The sequence below is a fragment of the Exiguobacterium sp. GL_137 genome (genome assembly GCF_057834585.1).
The window spans coordinates 1,076,475-1,097,517 of record NZ_CM174406.1; the positions used below are offsets into that span (position 1 = coordinate 1,076,475).

The following is a 21,043-nucleotide window of genomic DNA, read 5'->3' on the forward strand; positions in this document are numbered from 1 at the left end:
AAGGTGGTATATCCGGACAATGATTATTTGGGTCAATGGTACATTCGGTGTCGGTAAAACGACGGCTGCCCGAGGATTACAGCAACGAATCACAGGCTCGTATTTATTTGACCCTGAGTTGACAGGTCAACTGTTACGCCAACAGCTTCCGCAAGAGAACCAGGCTGATGATTTTCAAGATGAGCCGCTTTGGCGCCGGTTGAATTTGTTAATGCTCGAACAACTGGATCAAGGTTCTGCCGTCATCATCGTACCGATGACGTTAACAAATAGTACGTATTTTGAAGAAATCATCGGGACGTTAAGAAAAAACGGACACCATGTTCACCATGTAGCATTGATGGCGAGTCCGAAAACCGTCAGACGACGGTTGCGAAGCCGGTTTGAACGCGGACAGTCCTGGGGCGGGAAACAAGCCGAGGACCGGTTGCGTGAGCTTTCCCATCCGCTCTTCTCGCATCATCTCCAGACGGACGGGATGTCGAAACAGCAAATCGTTGATGCCATCGGATTAGTCTGTAATCTCCGGTTATTGCCGCCACGGAGCGTAAGAGACAGGATTGAAACGGCAGGATTGAGGGAAATAAAGGTGTGATGCGAAACGAAAGTCTCGCATCACACCTTTATTTTTATAGTTTTAGTAGGAGGCTTTAGCAATATGAAACAATGGATGACTGAAAAACTAGGGAGACAGCTGATGGCGGTATTTTACAGCGTGTTTGCCTGGAGTGTACTCACATCTGTCGCCAGTTATCTTTATATCGACAATTCGGCTGGTCAGACGAAGGAACAAGTACTTGCTCAACTGCAACAAACCCAGTGGTTCTGGTTTTTGAACTTATTGATTTTTCTTTTATGCTTATTATTCATCGTCCGACCGTTGATTGGCCGGCTGACGATGCAGTTACATGAACTGAATATCAAAAGTCAGCGACTCGCGGAAGGAAAATCAATTTCGCTCGAACACGATGTACTGGTGGAGAACGAAGTCGGACAGCTGACGGAATCCTTTTATCGGATGGCCCGTTCAATCTCCTCGCAACACACGGAGCTGTCACGAAAAAATCAGTTGATGGAACAGAATCAAGAAGCCCTTAAAAGTAAACAAACGGAACTGGAACAGGCACTCGAAGTCACACGTTCGAACGAACTGCATCTGCAGGACCGCAATGAACTGATTGAAACACTTGCTTCGAAGGAAAGTTTGTTTGATTATTCATCGGTCATCAGTACGATTGTCCGTTTGACGAAAACCGAGTTTGGAGCCCTGTTATTGATTAAAAACAATGTGATCTCATCCGTCGTTCCAAAAGAAATGACGGAAGAACAGCAGGAGAGCCTGAAAACCGAATCGTTACTGCTCAAACGGGTCATGATTTCGAAAGAACGTGCCAATTCTTCGAAAAAAGTCGCCAATGACAGTTTGATTGGTTTCCCGTATTACATTTATGAAGCCGTCATCCCCGTCATGGATCAGGCGAAAGATGAACTGATTGCTTGTCTCTATCTGGCACGGTTCGATCAATCCTTTAACATAAAAGAATTGAATGAACTGGAATCGTTTTCGAAACAGATTGCAATTTCCTTGATGCGGATGTCACTGTATGAACAAATGGAATACGAACGAAAAGAGACAGCCCAACTGCTGAATTCAGTCCGGGAAGCCATCCTCTATATCAAACATGACGAAAAAACGATTCTTGGAAATCAGGCGTTATTTGATATCTTCGAATCGTTACAGATCGAAGAAGACAACGATTCGATGACATTCCTCGAAGTACGGCCGGAGACGATGTTTGAGCAGGTCGATCAAAAAGAGGCATTTGAAGCGTATTTTGAAGAAGTCTTATCGGGTCAGATTCCGGAAGGGATGTTTTCGTTATCGATTGATCAAGGGGAATACTTCATTCAGGTCTACGCGGAAGAAATCATGCTTAGTGAACAAGCGAAAGGAACGATTCTTGTGTTCCGGGACGTGACGGCGGAAACGGAAGTTGACCGGATGAAGTCGGAACTTGTCTCGACCGTCTCACATGAACTGCGGACACCGCTCTCTTCCATTTACGGGTTCACGGAACTGATGCTGAAACGGAAGTTGGATCCGGAACGGAACAAACGCTACCTGCAGACGATTCATGATGAATCGAAACGATTGACGGATCTTGTCAGCGATTTCTTAAATGTTCAACGGATGGAGTCCGGGAAACAGTCCTACGATAAAGAAGTGTTTGATCTGATTGATACGGTCCGGGAACAGACACGTTTTTATCAGGCGTCAACCGAACAACATCGTCTGCAGCTGGATGTCGATGAGAACCATGAGTTTTTGATTCATGCGGATAAAAACAGCATGAAACAACTGCTCGGTAATTTACTTCATAATGCAATCAAATATTCACCGGACGGCGGCGATGTCGTCATCTCGCTGACGCATCACCACAATCAGATTGAGTTAAGTGTCCGTGACTTTGGATTAGGGATTCCAAGCAGTGCGATGCCACATCTGTTCAGCAAGTTTTACCGGGTCGACAATTCCGACAGCCGTAAAATCGGCGGAACGGGCTTAGGTCTCTCGATCTGTAAAGAAATTGTCCGGGCACATGACGGCAATATTGATGTCGAATCCATTTTAGGGGAAGGTACCGTGTTTAAGGTGTTGTTACCAAGTGTCTCCGATACATTGATTGAAATGAATTAAATCAAATAGGACAGGGCAGGAAGTGCGGAAAAGAATCATCCGCGTATCCTGTCCTGTTTTTCGTGAACAGTGAGGTTTCTCATACCGGGAGAGGATAGAAGAAAAGTGGATGAGAGCAAATTCCATGCGATTTTCTGAAAACATTTGGTGACGAAACGGCTGTTTTCCTTGCAAATCGTTTCAGATATGCAGGGATTGTCGGTCTTGGAAAGCTCTCGCTATAGTGGGGATACAGATAGAAACCACACGATTTAGGGAGAGATGAAGATGGACATACAGACGTTATATGAACAAATCGTTCAGGATCCGTCAACGGATGAGATGCAGGAAAATGCGAATGTCGATGGGAAATCGCCGCTCGGAAAGCTGAACCGTCTTGCCGGTGTCGCGGCAAAACAGATGATGCAGGACATGTTGTTATCAGCAGAAGCGAAACAGGCACTTGTTGAAAATATCATCTATGTCCACGATGCCGACTATTATGTGACCGGGACGACGACCTGTGTTCAACTGCCGCTCGGGCGATTGTTAACGGACGGTTTTACGATGACCCACGGATCGATCCGTCCGGCACAGGATATCCGGTCGGCCCTGGCACTCGCTGCCATCATCATGCAGGCGAATCAAAATATGCAACACGGCGGACAGTCCTATCCGATGTTTGATTATGATCTGGCTCCGTTTGTCGAAAAAACCTTTCAGCGGCAACTGAAGAAAATCCGGGAACTGGTTCCGAAATGGTCAAATCGACGCAAGCGGGCCTATGCGATGTCTGAAACATATGAGATGACCTATCAAGCATGTGAAGCGTTTATTCATAATACGAATTCGATGCATTCACGCGGTGGCGGCCAAGTGCCGTTCATTTCCATCAATTACGGAACAGATACCTCAACGTTCGGCCGGCTGTTGATTCGGGCACTGCTTGAAGCCACTCGGGCAGGACTTGGAAAAGGGGAGACGCCGATTTTTCCGATCCAGATTTTTAAGGTTAAAACAGGAGTCAATTTTCAGTCGGAGGACCCGAACTATGATTTGTTTCAACTGGCGACGGAAGTGACCGGGAAACGTCTGTTTCCGAACTTTGCTTTTCTCGATGCGCCGTTTAACCAATCGACTGGTACACCGGACGAAGAAGTGGCCTACATGGGGTGCCGGACACGTGTGCTTGAGAACCGGCAAGGTCGAGCTTCTGTCGTCGGACGGGGAAATCTGTCATTTACGAGTCTGAATCTTGTACGCCTTGCCTTGATGACGCAGAGTCTCGATCGGATGTTTGAAGCGGTCTCCGCTTATACGGCAGTGATTTGCGAACAATTACTGGAACGCTATCATTACCAAGCCAACCGGACGGCAGACGAGTTTACCTTTTTATATCGGCATATCTGGCGGGACGGACAGACGCTGGCTGAATCAGACCGGGTCGAACCGGTCTTACGGCAAGGAACGTTATCCGTCGGGTTCATCGGTTTGGCGGAAGCGTTGATCGTCCTGACGGGGCAACATCACGGGGAGTCGAAACTTGCCCACGAAATCGGTCAAGCCTTGATTCGATTGATGCGGACGGTTGTCGATCAGTACGGGGAAAAAACCGGACTGAATTTTTCTCTGCTCGCAACACCGGCGGAAGGACTATCCGGAAAATTCACGGCCGCGGATGCCGAGCGATTTGGTGTAATGGAACGTGTGACCGATAAACCGTATTATACGAACTCATTTCATCTGCCGGTCGATACGACGGTGACCATCCGTGAAAAAATTCGTTTGGAAGCACCATTTCATGCCTTATGCAACGGTGGACATATCACGTATGTCGAGACGGACGGGGCTCTCGCGGAAAATCCAAAAGCAATCGAAGACATCGTCCGCCTGATGGCAGAAGCCGGTATCGGATACGGGTCGATCAATCATCCGATTGACCGCTGTCTGACGTGCCGGACGGAGCAGACGATTGAAACCTCCTGTCCGGTGTGCGGCGGAACAGAGATTGAACGGATTCGCCGGATTACCGGATACCTGGTCGGAACGATGGACCGGTGGAATCCTGCGAAGCGGGCGGAAGAACGGGATCGGGTGAAACATGCGACTACTCCACATTCTCGCTGATTCCGTCGTCGACGGACCCGGCCTCCGGACGGTCATCTTTTTTGCCGGTTGTCCCCACCAGTGTGCGGGGTGCCATAATCCGGAGTCTTGGGCGATGGATGGCGGCGCAGACTACACGGTTCGCCAAGTCCTAGAACAGATTGAAGGCATCGGTTCACGCCGGATTACGATTTCCGGCGGGGAACCGTTTTTGCAACGTACTGCCCTGGCAGAACTGGTTCACGCGTTAGCCGGCTGCGACATCTATCTGTTTACCGGTTACCGGATTGAACAGTTGCTGGAAGATGCGCAAGCCCGACAGATTCTGTCACAGATTGATGGTTTAGTTGACGGGCGGTATATCAAAACCCTTCATGATTCTTCCCTGTCGATTCGTGGCAGTACGAATCAACGTATCTTGACGAGGGAACAGCTTCAGACTTTTCTAGGATAAAAAACAGGTCGTTTCTTCTCATGATAGAGAGGAAACGACCTGTTTGAGGTTTAAGCATATTTCTTTTCACGTGCTTCATCAATGTGAACGACGTCTTGCTCGACTTTCCGTTTCTTAATGAAGAACGATAATCCTAAAGCCAGTAAGGCGAGCAACGTGGCGATGAAGAACGTATCATTGATGCCTTCGACCATCGATTGTGTGATGATCGTTTGCGGATTCGTCCCGGGCGTTGCATTTGCCGTCAGTTCTTTGGCATAGTCAGCGGTCCGTGATGTCATGACCGTAACGAGCAGTCCTGAACCGATCGCACCGGATACTTGCGACAACGTATTGTTAAGTGCCGTTCCGTGCGGTGTCAAATGTTGCGGGATATGGTTCAATCCGTTTGTCATAACCGGCATCATGACCATTGAGATCCCGAGGAAGCGTAATGTGTACATGATGACGAGGAACGAATACGCTGTATCCGCCGTCAGACGACTGAAGAAGAAAGTTGTCAGGACGGTCAAAGACAGACCGATCATGGCAAGGACCCGGGCACCAAAGCGGTCAAACAGACGACCGGTAATTGGTGACATGAATGCCATGACGAGTGCACCCGGCAACATCAAGAGACCGGAATGGAACGGTGAAATACCGCGAATCGTCTGGACGTAAATCGGCATCAGGATCATGGCGGAGAACATCGACATGTTCAAGACCATTGAAATGCCTTGCGATAGAGCGAACATCGGGTATTTAAAGATTCGGAACTCAAGCATCGGTTCATCGAGCCGGAATTGGCGTATAATGAACGAAGCGAGACTGATCACACCAATGGCGAGAGCACCGATGACGGTCCAAGATCCCCAACCGGCAGACCCGGCTGAACTGAAACCGTACAGTAATCCGCCGAAGCCGAAGCTTGATAAGACCAGTGAAAGTTTTTCAAGACGCAGTGTACTCGTGACGACTTCTTTCTTTAATAAGAAGAATCCGATGACGAGGACCAGCAGGGAAATCGGTGTAACGATATGGAACAGCATCCGCCATTCGTAATGTTCAAGCACCCAGCCGGACAACGTCGGGCCAATGGCGGGAGCAAACGTGATGACAAGACCGAAGATGCCCATCGCTTGTCCACGTTTCTCAATCGGGAAGCCGTTTAACAGAACGTTCATGAGAAGCGGCATCATGATGGCGGAACCGGATGCTTGCAACATCCGCGAACCAAGCAGGACCGGAAACAGATCGGCTTGACCGGCGACGATTGTGCCGATCGAGAACAATCCCATTGCCGTTAAGAACAATTGGCGTGTCGAAAACTTTTGAACAAGAAAGGCGGACGTCGGAATCATGATTCCGTTGACGAGCATGTAACCCGTTGTCAGCCATTGAGCGGTGCTTGCTTCAATGTTGAATGATTTCATGATGGATGGTAAAGCGATATTTAACAGCGTCGAGTTCAGGACAGCGACGAAGGCGCCGGCCATCAAGACCGCTAAAATTAAATAAAGACGAGATGATTGCTTCGTTGATTGCATTTCGTTATGCTCCTTTTGTACAGTAAGTCTAGTTTGTTATACACTGATTCTACAACTTAGCTATCTTACCGTCTCAAGCAAAACATTACAAATTATTTGCTTTATACACTAAAGTAAATGAGTGGTTTTTGAAAAACAGATCATTTAAAGAAAAGGATAATGTTATGAACCCGAAAAAGAAACAGCTCCTTGATGCTGCCTACCAACTGTTCGTCGAAAAAGGTTACCAGTCGACTTCGATCCAGGACATACTCGATCAAAGTGTCGTCTCCAAAGGAACGTTCTATAATTACTTTTCATCAAAAAATGAATTGTTCATTGATGTCTTCAATACGGTTTTCGAAAAGATGCGTAATGCCCGCAAAGAAATTTTAGTCGGCCGTGACGTCTCGGATTATGAAACGTTTATCCGGCAAGGGAACTGTTACCTCGAATTGATGCAGAAATATAAACTGTATACGTTGTTTGAAGAAGCGATTGCTTCTAATGAAAAAGAATTAAAAGCATTCATGGAAAATAACCGGTTGCTTGAAATCGAATGGACGTACCATCGTCTGCGTGATTTATTCGGGGAAGCGAAAACACCGTATCTGCTCGATTTAGCTGTCATCTATACCGGAATGTTACAGTATGCGATGTACTTCTTCCGGCAATCGGAACCAAACACGCAACCGGAACGGGTCGTCCGGTATGTCTTTAACCGGTTGACCCATCTCGTCGAAGATGTCAGCCGGACGGAAGAACAATTGATTCCGCCGCGGTTTTTATCGGTCTGGCTCGATCGTCCGCAAGATGAGGTCGTCATCCGGAAAGATTTATTCGAAAAGACGAATGCCCATATGAAGCGGCTGATCACGCTGTCCGCGATTTCAGACGAATCAAAAGAAGCGCATGATGAAGTGCTCGATTTCATTTATGAAGAATTACTGGAACGGAAAAAACCGAAGATCCATCTGTTGAAGCGGGCACTCGAAACGTTGCAGGAAGATCCGATCTTCACCGGTCAGGAAATCATGGTCCGTTATCAGGACATGGTCGACGAAATCGTCCGGATCCGGACACTGTTACAATAAGGGCTTATCGCTTCAGATGAAACGTCTTATAATGAAAAAATATGTTCAAACCAAGAAATGAGGAATTAGATGTTATCACAATGGAGAAAAGAATGGGTCCTGCAACCGAAGGCGGATTTGTTATCCGGAATCGTGGTTGCCTTGGCACTGGTTCCGGAAGCCATCGCGTTTTCCTTGATTGCCGGCGTCAATCCGATGGTCGGCTTATATGCGTCCGTCATCATTGCCATCATCATCTCGATTGCCGGCGGCCGCCCGGGGATGATCTCGGCAGCGACCGGTGCGATGGCACTTGTCGTCGTCCAACTCGTCAAAGATCATGGTGTGGATTATTTACTGGCAGCAGGAATTCTCGCCGGAATCTTCCAGATTCTTTTAGGCGTCGCAGGTGTCGCCAAGTTATTGCGTTTTATTCCCCGCGCCGTCATGGTCGGATTCGTCAATGCCTTGGCGATCTTAATTTTTTCGGCACAATTGCCGCAGTTTGAAGGACAGAACTGGATCATGTATGCGATGGTCGCGGCATCTCTCGCCATCATCCTGATTTTCCCGCGGTTTACGAAAGTGATTCCGGCACCGCTCGTCGCGATTACAATCATGACGATCCTGACGGTTGCCTTTTCGCTGGATACCCGCGTCATCGGCGACATGGGACAAATTTCAGCTTCACTCCCAAGTTTCTTCCTGCCGAATGTTCCGTTTTCGCTTGAGACACTGCAAATCATCTTCCCGTATGCCTTGTCACTCGCATTCGTCGGTCTGATTGAATCGTTGTTGACGGCGCGGATTGTCGATGAGATGACTGATACGACATCGAATAAAGCGACCGAGTCACGCGGACAAGGAATCGCCAACATCGTGGCCGGATTCTTTGGCGGTATGCCGGGCTGTGCAATGATCGGTCAATCGGTCATCAATGTCACGTCAGGCGGACGGGGCCGATTGTCGACGTTTACGGCAGGGGCTTTCCTGATGCTGTTGATGGTGACGATGAATGATTTACTGATGACGATTCCGATGGGGGCACTCGTTGGTGTCATGTTCTTCGTGTCCTATGCGACATTTGACTGGGGATCCTTTAAAATGCTGAAAAATTCTCCGAAAAGTGACTCTGCCGTCATGCTGGCGACGGTCCTCGTGACCGTCCTGACACATGATTTGTCGATGGGTGTGCTGGTCGGGATTCTGCTCGCCGCGATTCTGTTCGCGTCGAAAATTTCGCGGATTGATGTGAAACGACATGCCGAAGAGAAAAACGTCGTCTACCGGATCAACGGACCGATCTTCTTTGCGTCGACGACGGCGTTCGTCGGACAATTCGATTTGCCGGCAGATCGCGACTTCGAACAGATTACGCTTGATTTTACGCAAGCCCATCTGTTTGATGATTCGGCAACGGAGGCGATTGAAACGGTCGTCTTGAAATATCAGGCGGCAGGTGTGTCAGTCGACTTGGTTTCTTTAAATGAAGAATCACAGGCGCTTGTTGACCGGTTAGCCCGTCGCATCGCCTGAAGAGGAACCGTCCGAGACGTATTTCGGATGGTTCTTTTTTCGTGAAAGCAGACGATTGGAGAGACTTTTCGGTATACTGGAAAAAAAGGGGGAATAGTCATGAAATGGTTTCGGTTTGAGCAAGAAGGAGAGTCACGGATTGGGATCGAGGAAGCAGGTTACCGGTATGACGTGACAGCGCAGGTCTATACGGATTCGTTGCTTGAAGTCATCGCACGGGGCTTCGAGATGGATCTTGATTTGGATGTCGCACCGCGGCTGAACCATGAGATCCGGTTACTCGCACCGTACATACCGCCTCGTAATGTGATTTGTGTCGGGAAGAACTATGCCGATCATATCAAGGAGATGGATACGGCAGGTGCCGGGAAGTTCGTTTTATTTACGAAAGCACCGAGTTCCATCGTCGGTCCGTTTGAGGCAATCGAACGGCATGCTGATCTGACACAGCAACTCGACTATGAAGGAGAGCTCGCAATCATCATCGGGACAACCGGTCGTGACCTGACACCGGAAAATGCATTGGATCATGTCTTCGGCTACAGTATCGTCAATGATGTGACGGCACGTGATCTGCAAAAAGAGCATGTTCAATTTTTCCGCGGTAAATCACTCGACGGTTTTTGTCCGTTCGGGCCGGTCATCGTGACGGAAGACAGTTTTGATCCGGCCGATGTACTGGTTGAGACGCGCGTCAACGGTCAACTGCGGCAATCGGGTTCGACGAAGCTGATGCTCCGGGATGTCGTGACGATTTTAACGGAAGTTTCCCGCGGGATGACCCTTGAAGCAGGGGATATCATTGCAACAGGAACACCGGCCGGCGTTGGACACGGGATGAAGCCGCCGACGTATCTTCAGGATGGGGACGTCGTGGATGTTTCGATTGAAGGAATCGGTCATCTGCAAAATCACGTCAAAGCCTAAAAATGAATACTTGATGACCGTCTTGTTTAAAACCGCTCAGAGAATGAGCGGTTTTTTTGCGTAAACGGTCATATTATGACCGTTTTTGATGTATAATAGACGTATAACAAGATGTTATTGTCGAATAAAGTCATATTTTGAAGGTTTTTTAACGAAAAACATAAAAAAGTGAATGTTTTTGATTGATTTTTGAATGTAAACGCTTTATATTAAGGATGTGGAGGGAAACTCATGTTAACGAAAAAACGCCATCAACTGATTCTCGAGCTGCTCGCCCGGGAAGAAGTCGTCAAAATGCAAACCATTGTTGATCAGACGGGAGCCAGTGAATCAACGATTCGCCGCGACTTATCACAACTTGAATCGGCTGGTCACTTACGGCGGGTTCACGGCGGGGCAACCGCCAACCATATGCAGATTGATGAACCGAGTTATTTCGAGAAAAGTGACCGTTTCGTCGAAGAGAAGGACCGGATCGCAAAAGCAGCGGCCGACCTGATCGAAGACGGAATGTACGTGTATCTCGATGCAGGAACGACGACACTAGCCATCGTCCCTTATCTCGAACAAAAGGCGATTACAGTCGTGACGAACAGTCTTCCTCTAGCGAACACGTTACTCTATCACCGTATCCCGACGTTCGTCGTCGGAGGGCAACTCAAGCATTCGACCCAAGCACTTGTTGGTTACAATGCGCGTGAAGGAATGTTGATTTACCATTTTGATGTCGCTTTCCTTGGGATGAACGGTGTTCATCCGACTCAAGGTTTCACGACACCAGATCCGGAAGAGGCACTCGTTAAGAAGACCGCGATTGAGTTAGCGAAAAAGTCTTATGTATTAGTCGATGAGACGAAACTGGATGACATCAGTTTCAGCCGGGTCGCGTCACTGCGGGCGGCAACGATTATCACGATGACATCCAGTGAACAGGAAGCGAAATACAGTCAATATACAGAGGTGGTGAACGCGAAATGATTTATACACTGACACTCAACCCATCGATCGATTATTACGTCACGTTGCCCGTATTTGAGGCCGGACAAGTCAATCGTGTGGAAAAAGCGGAAAAAGTAGCAGGCGGTAAAGGAATCAATGTCTCGTTGGTCTTAAGAAATTACGACGTCGAGACGGAAGCTCTTGGATTTTTAGGTGGCAGTACGGGACAGTTCATTCGTGACGAACTGGAAAAACAAGGCGTCCTGACAGCCTTCACACCGATTGCCGATGAAACGCGGATCAACGTTAAGATCCGTGCCGATCAGGAATCGGAACTTAATGCGGCAGGTCCTCAAATCAAGGATGAAGAATTGCAGGAGTTACTGGCAGCGTTCGAAACGATGCAGCCGGGTGACATCGTCGTCTTCGCCGGTAGCATTCCAAGCAGTCTGCCGCAGGATTTATACCGGAAGATTGCGCAAGTCCTGACGGAACGAGGCGTGAAGTTCGCTGTCGATACGACGAAGGAAGCCATGCTTGAAGTCTTACCGCTCGGTCCGTTCATGATCAAGCCGAACCATCATGAACTCGGTGAAATTTTTGATGTCGACATCACGTCAAAAGAAATGGCTGTCCCGTATGCGCAACAACTCGTTGAACGCGGTGCGGAAAATGTCATCATCTCTTTTGCAGGTGACGGAGCGTTACTTGTCAACAAGCAAGGGGCCTACACGGCGAACACACCGGCCGGTAAGCTGATTAATTCAGTCGGTGCCGGAGATTCACTCGTCGCAGGATTCGTCGCCAGTTACGCCCTCGGGCGATCGCCGGAAGAAGCTTTTCGCTATGCGGTCACGACAGGCAGTGCGTCCGCTTACTCATTTGGTTTATGTACAAAAGAAGATATTGACCGTTTATTGACCGATGTCCAAGTCGTTGAACTCATTCAATCCTAAAAGGAGTGACAAACTCATGAAAATTACAGATCTGTTAACCCGTGATACGATCCAACTCGATTTACGTTCGTCGAATAAAGCAGCTGTCATCGATGAATTGGTGGATGTACTCGATCGTGCCGGGAAATTAAATGACCGCTCGGCTTACCGCGAAGCCATCCTGGCCCGGGAAGCACAAAGTACGACCGGACTCGGTGAAGGAATCGCGATTCCGCATGCGAAGACGGCAGCCGTCAAATCACCGGCCATCGCTTTTGGACGTTCGACAGGAATCGATTACGAAGCACTCGACGGACAACCAAGCCGCTTGTTCTTCATGATTGCTGCCGGCGAAAATGCCGACAACGCGCACCTTGAAACATTATCAAAACTGTCTGTCTACCTGATGGACATGAAGTTCCGTGATACGATTCTTTCCGCCCGTTCGGAAGATGAAGTCATCGCTGCGATCGAAGCAAAAGAACGGGAAGAAGAAGGTCCGGTCGACGTCTCATCGCCAAACGTCGCACAGGACGCACCATACATTCTTGCCGTCACAGCGTGTCCGACCGGTATCGCCCATACGTATATGGCAGCAGATGCTCTCCGTCAAAAAGCGGAAGAAATGGGTGTCCGCATCAAAGTCGAGACAAACGGTTCGACCGGCGTGAAAAACGGTCTGACAAGTCAAGATATTCAAGAAGCCACAGCAATCATCGTCGCTGCGGATAAAGCTGTCGAGATGGATCGTTTCAACGGGAAACACGTTGTTGAAGTTCCGGTCGCTCAGGGAATCCGGAAACCAAAAGAACTGATTGACCGTGCCGTTAAACAGGATGCACCGGTGTATAAAGGCAGTGGATCAAGCGATAGCTCGAAACCAGCCCGCGGCGGTTTCTACAAACACCTGATGAGCGGGGTTTCCGCCATGTTGCCACTCGTCGTTGCCGGCGGACTCTTAATCGCAATCAGCTTCTTCTGGGGCATCAACTCAGCGAACCCGGAAGATCCATCATACAACGAATTTGCCGCTCAATTGATGTCGATCGGTAAAGCAGCCTTTGGTCTTCTGATTCCGATTCTTGCCGGATTCATCGCGATGTCGATCGCCGATAAACCGGGTCTTGCACCAGGTTTGATTGCCGGTTTCCTCGCAAGCCAAGGGAATGCCGGATTCCTCGGTGGATTGATCGCCGGTTTCCTTGCCGGTTATGTTGTTCTCTTACTGATCAAAGTCTTGCAAGGTCTTCCGAAAGCTCTTGAAGGGATCAAACCGGTCTTGCTTTACCCGCTGTTCGGTTCGTTCATCACAGGTATGATCATGTTGCTTGTCATCAACGAGCCAATCGCTGCTTTCATGACATGGTTAACAGATTCACTCAACGGTCTAAGTGGCGGTAACGCCATCCTGCTCGGTATGCTCGTCGCAGCAATGATGGCAATCGATATGGGTGGTCCAATCAACAAAACGGCCTACGTCTTCGGAACAGCCGCTTTAACAGCAGGAAACACGGAAGTCATGGCAGCCGTCATGGCAGGTGGTATGGTTCCACCGCTTCTCGTCGCTTTCTCTTCCACATTGTTCGCACGTAAGAAATTTACACCGCAAGAACGCGAAGCGGGTATCGCTGCTTACGCAATGGGTGCGTCATTCGTCACAGAAGGTGCGATTCCATTCGCAGCAGCCGATCCACTTCGTGTCATCCCGGCAAGCGTCATCGGTTCAGCAATCGCCGGTGCATTGACAATCGTCTTCGGTGTGTTGCTTCCGGCACCACACGGCGGTGTGTTCGTCTTCCCATTACTTGACGGACCATCAGGCACATGGATGGCCGTTCTCAGCTACGCAGGTGCCATCTTAATCGGATCACTTGTCGGAGCTGCTATCCTCTCGATCTTGAAAAAACCGCTCGTCGATCAAGAAGTTGCGAAAAAAGAAATGACTTCTGGTACGGGAACAAAAGCTTCATAAGAAAAAAAGATTCGATAAAAATCACTCCAAGACTTCTTGGAGTGATTTTTTAATTGCCTTTTTCGGGTATTAGAGCAAGAATAGGGGGCGTATCCCCACTATGAAGGAGGTTTGTATATGGGCGGTCAGTCTTTACAAATCGGACCACGTACCATCAAGACCGGACTTGCGGTCATCTTGGCGCTGATTATCAGTAACCTGTTTAATCTAAGCCCGATCCTACCTGCGATTTCGGCAGCTACAACGTTATTACCGTCCGTGTATCAGACATGGAAACAATTCCTCGAGGAAGCGGAAGCCAACCTGATCGGAGCCTTCCTGACACTCGTCTCGTTATGGATTCTAGGTGACAACCCGGCCAATCCACTGGCAATCGGAATCGTCATCATGGCTGCCATCTCGATTTTACTGGCATTTGGTTTCGGCCGGACGATTCCCCACGTCGTCTTGATGATCATCGTCATCCTGGAAAGTGTTGAAGGGGCGACGGATCCGTTGTGGCAAATCGTCCTGATCCGTTACTTACTCGTCATGCTCGGGATCGGTTGTGCCCTCGGTGTCAATGCGCTGATTTTCCCGCCGCGTTACGGGAACGTCTATTATCAGAAAGCCTCGAAACTGTTCGAGAAGCTGCTTGTCGTGACCCGGGCAATTGCCTTTGAAGGGAAAGTCACACCGTACCGGTCAGCGATCGACAAAATGAGCCGTTCGATGCTCGAGACAAAGACGTTATTTAATCTGCACCGGGAAGAAATTCGCGGATCCCGGCAACGGCACGTCTCGTTATTGCGGAATTTGATCATTTTGCAACATATGCAGTCGTGTCTGGAACGGGGGGTTGCGACCGCTGAACGGTTCCGGGAGCGGGAGAAGGCGTTGAATTCGATTGCTGACGAGTTACGGAGCGAATTGTTCTATCACCTGATGCATATCGCCCAGCGTCAGGAAAAAGTCTTGCTGACGTACGATCTGTTACTGACGGAAGAACCACTCGCGATGGAAGACCTCGTCAAAGAAAATATCGCTTTCGTCAAACACTCGTTTCTCGACCGGGATGAACTGGAAGAAGAAATCATCATGGAAATCCTGCCGATCGTCGTTGCGATGAACGAATGGATTCAGGAACTGGAATTGTTTGAGAAACGGCTGAACGGGGCGCTTCGTCGCCATGTGACGTCGCTGTCGATCGAACAGAAATCAGTCCGTGATAAAACCTTTAACCGCTTTAAACGAAAAAAAGCGATTGACGAAAGTCAAAAGTAAGCGTATAGTCCTTCTTAACAACACTTTAGTTGCTAACAGCATAACAGCATAACAGAACAAAAGAAGTTGGACGAAGACGAAACCGAAGTAGAAACAATCTCCCTGTTTCAGAGAGCACGTGGCGCTGCGAACGTGTACACAGATTGAATCGAATTACAGTTTCCGAGTCTCTTGCCATGCAAGCGGAGAAAACCGTTATCCCGTAATGAAGCGATCTATGTCTACGTAGATTATCAGGGTGGTACCGCGGCCTTTTGTCGTCCCTGTCGAACATCTTTGTTCGGCAGGGACTTTTTGTTGTTCATCTACTTTCAAGGGGGAATTCATATGTCTACACCAATCATTCCAAGTCACTTACAACCACACGTTGCACCGCAACACTACGACGATTACACGCCGACGGATCACGCGGTCTGGCGTTACGTCATGCGACTGAATTTAAAGACGTTACAAGATACAGCCCATCCGGCATACCTCGAAGGACTCGCTGCATCCGGCATCAGTCCGGAACGGATTCCGGATGTCCGGGAGATGACGGCCAACTTGAGCCGGGGCGGCTGGGGAACGGTCGCCGTTGACGGTCTGATACCGGGCGTCGCATTCTTTGACTTCCAGGGACACGGCTTGTTACCGATCGCAACGGATATCCGCAAGGTCGATAACATTCTCTACACACCGGCACCGGACATCTTGCACGAAGCAGCGGGACATGCACCAATCCTGATGAATCCGACGTACGCAGAATTCGTTCGCCGGTTCGGTGAGATCGGTGCCCATGCCTTTAACCATAAAGCGGAGCACGACGTCTTCAAAGCGTTAAAAAAATTGACGATTGTCAAAGAAAGCCCGTTTTCGACACCGGCTGACATCGAGCAGGCGGAAATCGCCCTTGCTGAAACCCGGACCCATGTGACGGGAATCTCGGAAGCGAATGAAATTTCACGTCTGTTCTGGTGGACGGTCGAATTCGGTCTGATTGGCGATATCGACAATCCACAAATCTACGGAGCTGGTCTCCTGTCATCGGTCGGCGAGAGCCGTCACTGTCTGACAGACGCGGTCGTCAAACATCCGTTTTCACTTGAAAAAGCACTGGCGACGAAACATGACGTCACGAGCATGCAAAAAGAACTGTTTGTCTGCGAATCATTCGAACAGCTCCGGGAAGCCCTGGAAGAGTTCGCGCAGACGATGTCATACGTCCGCGGCGGCATCCACGGATTAACGAAAGCCGTCGATTCAGGCAACCTTTCGACGCTTGTCTTTGACAGCAGCGTCTCGCTTGTCGGTGTACCGGCAACACAGGAAATCCATGAAACCCTGCACATCGTCAAGCTGACCGGTCCGACGGCGCTGGCTGCGAAAGGTGAAGTCATGACAGGTCAAGGGCTGGCTGATCATCCAGAAGGATTTACACTCCTTCACGGACCGGAGCTGAACGAAGTCTTGCTCCAGGTCAAAGTCGGGGAAGAGCTGGACTGGACAGAAGGTGCAGTTCACGTCACAGGACAAATTTCAGCGATTCAAAACGTCAACGGTCACCGGGCACTCGTCGTCCTGGAAGACGCTCAATTAACGAACGACGGTCAAACGACGGCAATGGACCGGATGGAGTTAGTCGTCGGAGACATCACGTCGGCTTTCCCGGGAACAGAAGTCGAAGCGTTAAAACCGATTCCGGAGACAGTCGAATTCGAACGGATCGAACGTCCGTTGACAGCTGCTGATCCGATTTTTGAAGCCATTCGGGAAATGCGGGAAGGACGGGTCGATCGTCAACTGTTGCCGCAACTGATTGACCGGACGTTGACTCAATTACCGGATGCCTGGTTGTTGCGTCTTGAATTACTGGAACTGGCGGATGAAGTCGATCAGCCCCGGTTAATCGCGGATTTAGACCGTCTGAAGCAGACGTCGGCCGAACGGGACGAGCTGATCAGCCGCGGCATGCGTCTGCTGGATCTTGTCCGGTAATTCAGGCATCGAGAAATCTCCTGAAACCTGTTAGAATGGAAACCGTGTGAAAGTGATACGGAACAGGGGAGTGATCGATATGAAACAACCGAATTATTATCAGGACGTCAAACAATTTCATCAGACGTTCCGTCATCCGGGTGCTGAACAGCCGACAGCGATTCCGCTCGAACGGGGTGTCAAACGGGCGACCTGGACAGCGGAAGAAGCAGTCGTTGAGTTTCTCCACCAGTCGTCGCAAAACGAAACCGATTTTTTGGCAGCCATCGAGACGTTTAAGACAGGACTTGATCAGGCGGTTCAAAAATCATTGAAGGAAACCTACCCGACGACGGAAGTCGAACGGTTGGTCGGTCAAGGCGATGCGTTGACGGATGCCCTGTACTTCATCATGGGCAGTTTTGTTGAAGCAGGTCTTGAACCGGGTCCGTTGTTTGAAATCGTCCAACAGGCAAACATGGCGAAACTGGGTCCGGACGGTCAGCCGATTTTCCGGGAATCCGACCAAAAGGTCATGAAACCGGACGGCTGGTTGCCGCCGGAACCGCAGCTCGAGGCAGAAGTAGTACGCCAAATGAAGGAAAAAGCATAAAAAAAGGAAGTAAGCCGCATCGATGCGGTTTACTTCCTTTTTGTTAGACCTGATAACAGGATAATGATAGTTTCCCGGGATGCTCAAAGACGACGCCTTCCGCCTCGAGTGCCAGTTGCTGTTCGTCACCGTCGAGTGAAATCTCACCTTTCGCATTCAAGACGCGGTGCCAGGGCAACTGTTCCGTCCGGCTGAGGCTGTGAAGAATCCGGGCCACTTGTCGGGCAGCCCGCGGATTTCCGGCAAGGCGGGCGATTTGACCGTACGTCATGACGCGTCCTGCCGGAATTGAACGAATGACCTCAACGACTTCTTGTGTGAACGGAATCAAGGGGTTTCGTTGGTCGAGACGATGTATTGTTGAATCTTGTCATCTTCGTCAAATCCAATCGTGACATCAGTGATTCCTTGCTGAAGCCGGATTTGCAGTTCGAGCCGGTCTTTGATGTCATCGGCCTGGGCAATCGTCAACGCCGGATCGACTTCAATCTCGACTTCGACATGGAAATGATCGCCTTCCTTGATGACTTCGAGTTTGCTGATGTCCCGGACATCGGCATCTTGCATGATAAGCCCGCCGAGCCGTGCTGCCATCGTTTCGTCTGCTTCTCCGAGGGCGCCGGCTGCATTTTGTAAAAAGACGTTGCCGACGACATAAAACATCATCAGTCCGATGATGATCGAGGCAATGCCTTCCGCCTGATGAAACGGTGTCAGATGCGAGATGATGACGGCGATCATTGCGACAAGTCCGCCGGCCGTTGCGACTAAATCTTCGAGGAAGACAAGGCGTGTCGCCGGTTTTGCCTGCTTTAAGGCACGGAAACTGTCGAGAATCAATTTCGGACCTTTTGTCGTGATACGGGCATCATGTGCGATTTCCTGCATCGCTTTATAAAAGACACCACTTTCAAGGACGACACCGACGAATAAGACGGACAAGGTAATCCAGAAACCGGTTGATTCGGTTGGTTGGATGATGTGAGCAATTCCTTCATGAATCGTTTCGTAGGCCATGATGCCGACGAATAAAATCGCGCCGAGCAACACGAGGTTGACGAGACGGCCAAACCCGTTCGGGAACCGTTTCGTCGGTGCCTTTTTACTGAGGGCGGAACCGATGAAAACAAAAAATTGGTTGGCGGCGTCCCCAATCGTGTGCATCATTTCCGCAAACATCGCGACGTTGCCGGTTAAGACATAAGCGACGGCTTTGATGATGGCGATGACCGAGTTGACGATGCCGGCCGTCAGAGCAGAACGATTGCCCCGTTTTAATAATGTAATGAATTCTCCCATGATGTGTCTCCTTTAGCTAATAAACTTGATTACTAATAGTAGTATGTTACACCAGATGGTCCCGATAAAACCAATTCAAACAAAAAAAGACCAAATCGCCGAAAGACGATTTGGTCTAAAAGAGACTTATGTCAAATCTACTTTTTTGTTGATTTCGTTCGAGTCATCGTTGCCGACTGCTTTTTTCAACAGTTGCTTAACGGATTTTGTTGTGTTGCCGGTTTCCCAATATTCAGCGCCTTCCGTGTTGACCTTGATCAAGACGACTTTTGGATCTTCATATGTCGTTCCGAGATACGCTTCATAACGCGGGCTCCATAATTCTTTTTTACGGGCCACGTCTTCGACGAATTCTGCTTTCCCGCGAATCGAAACGTAAGATTTATCAACGTAGGCGACGTTGACGTTCGGATTTTTAAGAATTTCATTATATTTGCCTGTATCTTTTGATGTAAGGAACCAGAGATCGCCATCGAACTCGATATCCTGAGTTTGCATCGGACGTGAGACAAGACCTTCATCAGAGATCGTCGTCAGCATGGCTGTTTCGATTTTATCGATTAATTTTTTGACCGTTTCAACGGCTTCTTGATTTGATGTATGGTTCGTTGACATGAAAAACACCTCATCCTCTAAGTTTTAATTGCTGCTACTTTAAGAATGTTCCCTGAATTTCAAATTGAAAACGTCGCCATCGGGTAAACAGGCAGTTTAATTGCATTCGATTATCAGACAGGCGTACAGTTTAGACATGAAGTCAACATCAGAGGAGAGATTATATTGAAATTAAGTATTTTAGACCAATCACCGGTCTCAAAAGGACAGACCCCGTCAGAAGCTTTACATGAAACAGTTGAACTTGCGAAGATTGCCGATGAACTCGGATATACACGATTATGGGTATCGGAACACCACTTTGCCAAAACACTTGCCGGATCAAGCCCGGAAGTCTTAATCGCTTACATGGCAGCGGTCACGAAACAGATTCGTCTCGGTTCAGGGGGCGTCATGTTACCACATTACAGTCCGTACAAAGTCGCAGAGAACTTCCGTGTCCTCGAAGGACTGGCACCAAACCGGATTGATTTAGGACTAGGCCGGGCACCGGGCGGTATGCCGCTCGCAACCCGTGCACTCCAGGAAGGATCGTCCCCACGATTCGGCGGAGCAGACTACGGGGCACAACTCGATGATCTCGTCGATTATTTAAAAGACGGGGCACCGGCTGATCACCGGTTTGCAGGACTCGTCGCAACACCGGAAGTCGATACGACACCGGAAGCCTGGTTGCTTGGATCAAGCGGCGGCAGCGCCTTGAATGCGGCGCAACGCGGATTCGGATTCGCCTTTGCCCACTTCATCAACGGACAGGGCGGTCAGGAAGTAATGGATTACTACCGTCATAACTTCATGGCGACGTCGTTCAATGAGACACCGCAAACGCTCGTCTCGATTTTCGTGACATGTGCGGAGACAACGGAAGAAGCGGAACGATTGGCTTCGAGTCTTGATTTGTCATTGCTCCTGCTTGAGAAAGGTATCTCGTCAACAGGCACACCGACTCCGGAAGAAGCAGCCGCTTACCAGTACTCGTTCCAAGACCAGTTCCGGATTGCCGAAAACCGGAAACGGATGATCGTCGGAAATCCGGAAGACGTCGCGCGTCAGTTGCAGAATCTCGCCGATTCGTACGGAACAGATGAAGTGATGATTGCTTCGATGATTGCCGACAAGGACGCAAAACAACAATCACTCCGTCTGATCATGGACGCAGTCAAAGCAACGGTTTAA

General features: G+C 49.3%; 18 protein-coding genes and 1 other annotated feature. Of the genes, 14 read left to right on the forward strand and 4 right to left on the reverse strand.

All coding sequences use genetic code 11. The features are described 5' to 3' along the window. Positions 1–19 precede the first annotated feature (19 nt). The 4 genes from AC3IRK_RS05550 (at position 20) to nrdG (ending at position 5,237) form a co-directional block, all read left to right on the forward strand. Positions 20–595 (forward strand): AAA family ATPase, encoded by a 576-nt coding sequence (locus AC3IRK_RS05550; protein WP_131503010.1) that lies wholly within the window; start codon positions 20–22, stop codon positions 593–595. Positions 596–658: 63 nt separating this feature from the next. Then, the gene (locus AC3IRK_RS05555) at positions 659–2,698 is read left to right on the forward strand and encodes an ATP-binding protein (RefSeq protein ID WP_131503009.1); all 2,040 of its coding nucleotides are present in this window, start codon (positions 659–661) and stop codon (positions 2,696–2,698) included. Between the two features lie 267 nt (positions 2,699–2,965). Continuing rightward, a complete protein-coding gene (locus AC3IRK_RS05560) occupies positions 2,966–4,804 on the forward strand; it encodes an anaerobic ribonucleoside triphosphate reductase (RefSeq protein ID WP_131503008.1) in 1,839 nt (612 codons plus the stop codon). Beyond that, positions 4,779–5,237 (forward strand): anaerobic ribonucleoside-triphosphate reductase activating protein, encoded by a 459-nt coding sequence (nrdG, locus tag AC3IRK_RS05565; protein WP_131503007.1) that lies wholly within the window; start codon positions 4,779–4,781, stop codon positions 5,235–5,237. Before AC3IRK_RS05560 ends, nrdG begins: the two co-directional genes overlap by 26 nt. A gap of 50 nt (positions 5,238–5,287) precedes the next feature. Here nrdG and AC3IRK_RS05570 read toward each other — a convergent pair whose 3' ends face one another. Next, positions 5,288–6,763 (reverse strand): DHA2 family efflux MFS transporter permease subunit, encoded by a 1,476-nt coding sequence (locus AC3IRK_RS05570; protein ID WP_131973120.1) that lies wholly within the window; start codon positions 6,761–6,763, stop codon positions 5,288–5,290. A 164-nt stretch (positions 6,764–6,927) separates the two neighbouring features. Between AC3IRK_RS05570 and AC3IRK_RS05575 the strand changes: the two genes are divergently transcribed. The 9 genes from AC3IRK_RS05575 (at position 6,928) to AC3IRK_RS05615 (ending at position 17,953) form a co-directional block, all read left to right on the forward strand. Continuing rightward, complete coding sequence (locus tag AC3IRK_RS05575; protein ID WP_114596216.1) at positions 6,928–7,836, forward strand: TetR/AcrR family transcriptional regulator; 909 nt, start codon at positions 6,928–6,930, stop codon at positions 7,834–7,836. A gap of 69 nt (positions 7,837–7,905) precedes the next feature. Beyond that, the gene (locus AC3IRK_RS05580) at positions 7,906–9,351 is read left to right on the forward strand and encodes a SulP family inorganic anion transporter (protein ID WP_214853870.1); all 1,446 of its coding nucleotides are present in this window, start codon (positions 7,906–7,908) and stop codon (positions 9,349–9,351) included. Between the two features lie 99 nt (positions 9,352–9,450). Continuing rightward, on the forward strand, positions 9,451–10,278 hold the full coding sequence (locus AC3IRK_RS05585; protein ID WP_131973118.1) for a fumarylacetoacetate hydrolase family protein: 828 nt from the start codon (positions 9,451–9,453) through the stop codon (positions 10,276–10,278). Positions 10,279–10,509: 231 nt separating this feature from the next. Continuing rightward, on the forward strand, positions 10,510–11,256 hold the full coding sequence (locus AC3IRK_RS05590; protein ID WP_012369959.1) for a DeoR/GlpR family DNA-binding transcription regulator: 747 nt from the start codon (positions 10,510–10,512) through the stop codon (positions 11,254–11,256). Next, a complete protein-coding gene (pfkB, locus tag AC3IRK_RS05595; protein ID WP_131973117.1) occupies positions 11,253–12,173 on the forward strand; it encodes a 1-phosphofructokinase in 921 nt (306 codons plus the stop codon). The genes AC3IRK_RS05590 and pfkB overlap by 4 nt, the downstream gene beginning before the upstream one ends. A 16-nt stretch (positions 12,174–12,189) precedes the next feature. Continuing rightward, positions 12,190–14,124 (forward strand): PTS fructose transporter subunit IIABC, encoded by a 1,935-nt coding sequence (locus tag AC3IRK_RS05600; protein WP_131503003.1) that lies wholly within the window; start codon positions 12,190–12,192, stop codon positions 14,122–14,124. Positions 14,125–14,241: 117 nt separating this feature from the next. Further along, the gene (locus tag AC3IRK_RS05605; protein ID WP_114596212.1) at positions 14,242–15,387 is read left to right on the forward strand and encodes an FUSC family protein; all 1,146 of its coding nucleotides are present in this window, start codon (positions 14,242–14,244) and stop codon (positions 15,385–15,387) included. 64 nt (positions 15,388–15,451) lie between these two features. After that, positions 15,452–15,655: a binding site (T-box leader), on the forward strand. Between the two features lie 59 nt (positions 15,656–15,714). Then, a complete protein-coding gene (locus tag AC3IRK_RS05610) occupies positions 15,715–17,361 on the forward strand; it encodes an aromatic amino acid hydroxylase (protein ID WP_489170488.1) in 1,647 nt (548 codons plus the stop codon). 79 nt (positions 17,362–17,440) lie between these two features. Further along, on the forward strand, positions 17,441–17,953 hold the full coding sequence (locus AC3IRK_RS05615) for a pyrophosphohydrolase domain-containing protein (protein ID WP_131973115.1): 513 nt from the start codon (positions 17,441–17,443) through the stop codon (positions 17,951–17,953). A 43-nt stretch (positions 17,954–17,996) separates the two neighbouring features. On the opposite strand, the gene AC3IRK_RS05620 is transcribed toward AC3IRK_RS05615, so the two are convergent. The 3 genes from AC3IRK_RS05620 to AC3IRK_RS05630 form a co-directional block, all read right to left on the reverse strand. After that, complete coding sequence (locus tag AC3IRK_RS05620) at positions 17,997–18,284, reverse strand: MGMT family protein (protein WP_489170489.1); 288 nt, start codon at positions 18,282–18,284, stop codon at positions 17,997–17,999. Beyond that, positions 18,281–19,252: a cation diffusion facilitator family transporter gene (locus tag AC3IRK_RS05625; protein ID WP_131502999.1), complete on the reverse strand. Its 972-nt coding sequence runs from the start codon at positions 19,250–19,252 to the stop codon at positions 18,281–18,283. Before AC3IRK_RS05625 ends, AC3IRK_RS05620 begins: the two co-directional genes overlap by 4 nt. Positions 19,253–19,378: 126 nt before the next feature. Continuing rightward, entirely contained in the window at positions 19,379–19,867 is a 489-nt protein-coding gene (locus AC3IRK_RS05630; RefSeq protein ID WP_131502998.1) for a pyridoxamine 5'-phosphate oxidase family protein, read from the reverse strand. A gap of 162 nt (positions 19,868–20,029) precedes the next feature. Between AC3IRK_RS05630 and AC3IRK_RS05635 the strand changes: the two genes are divergently transcribed. Beyond that, the gene (locus AC3IRK_RS05635; RefSeq protein ID WP_131973113.1) at positions 20,030–21,043 is read left to right on the forward strand and encodes an LLM class flavin-dependent oxidoreductase; all 1,014 of its coding nucleotides are present in this window, start codon (positions 20,030–20,032) and stop codon (positions 21,041–21,043) included.

Bases quoted from the DNA above. Each gene is read 5' to 3' on its own strand.
- AC3IRK_RS05590 (WP_012369959.1), top strand. From the start codon at position 10,510: ATGTTAACGAAAAAACGCCATCAACTGATTCTCGAGCTGCTCGCCCGG.
- AC3IRK_RS05610 (WP_489170488.1), top strand. From the start codon at position 15,715: ATGTCTACACCAATCATTCCAAGTCACTTACAACCACACGTTGCACCG.
- AC3IRK_RS05600 (WP_131503003.1), top strand. From the start codon at position 12,190: ATGAAAATTACAGATCTGTTAACCCGTGATACGATCCAACTCGATTTA.
- nrdG (WP_131503007.1), top strand. From the start codon at position 4,779: ATGCGACTACTCCACATTCTCGCTGATTCCGTCGTCGACGGACCCGGC.
- AC3IRK_RS05580 (WP_214853870.1), top strand. From the start codon at position 7,906: ATGTTATCACAATGGAGAAAAGAATGGGTCCTGCAACCGAAGGCGGAT.
- AC3IRK_RS05585 (WP_131973118.1), top strand. From the start codon at position 9,451: ATGAAATGGTTTCGGTTTGAGCAAGAAGGAGAGTCACGGATTGGGATC.
- AC3IRK_RS05555 (WP_131503009.1), top strand. From the start codon at position 659: ATGAAACAATGGATGACTGAAAAACTAGGGAGACAGCTGATGGCGGTA.
- AC3IRK_RS05575 (WP_114596216.1), top strand. From the start codon at position 6,928: ATGAACCCGAAAAAGAAACAGCTCCTTGATGCTGCCTACCAACTGTTC.
- AC3IRK_RS05605 (WP_114596212.1), top strand. From the start codon at position 14,242: ATGGGCGGTCAGTCTTTACAAATCGGACCACGTACCATCAAGACCGGA.
- AC3IRK_RS05560 (WP_131503008.1), top strand. From the start codon at position 2,966: ATGGACATACAGACGTTATATGAACAAATCGTTCAGGATCCGTCAACG.
- pfkB (WP_131973117.1), top strand. From the start codon at position 11,253: ATGATTTATACACTGACACTCAACCCATCGATCGATTATTACGTCACG.
- AC3IRK_RS05630 (WP_131502998.1), bottom strand. From the start codon at position 19,867: ATGTCAACGAACCATACATCAAATCAAGAAGCCGTTGAAACGGTCAAA.
- AC3IRK_RS05625 (WP_131502999.1), bottom strand. From the start codon at position 19,252: ATGGGAGAATTCATTACATTATTAAAACGGGGCAATCGTTCTGCTCTG.
- AC3IRK_RS05570 (WP_131973120.1), bottom strand. From the start codon at position 6,763: ATGCAATCAACGAAGCAATCATCTCGTCTTTATTTAATTTTAGCGGTC.
- AC3IRK_RS05550 (WP_131503010.1), top strand. From the start codon at position 20: ATGATTATTTGGGTCAATGGTACATTCGGTGTCGGTAAAACGACGGCT.
- AC3IRK_RS05615 (WP_131973115.1), top strand. From the start codon at position 17,441: ATGAAACAACCGAATTATTATCAGGACGTCAAACAATTTCATCAGACG.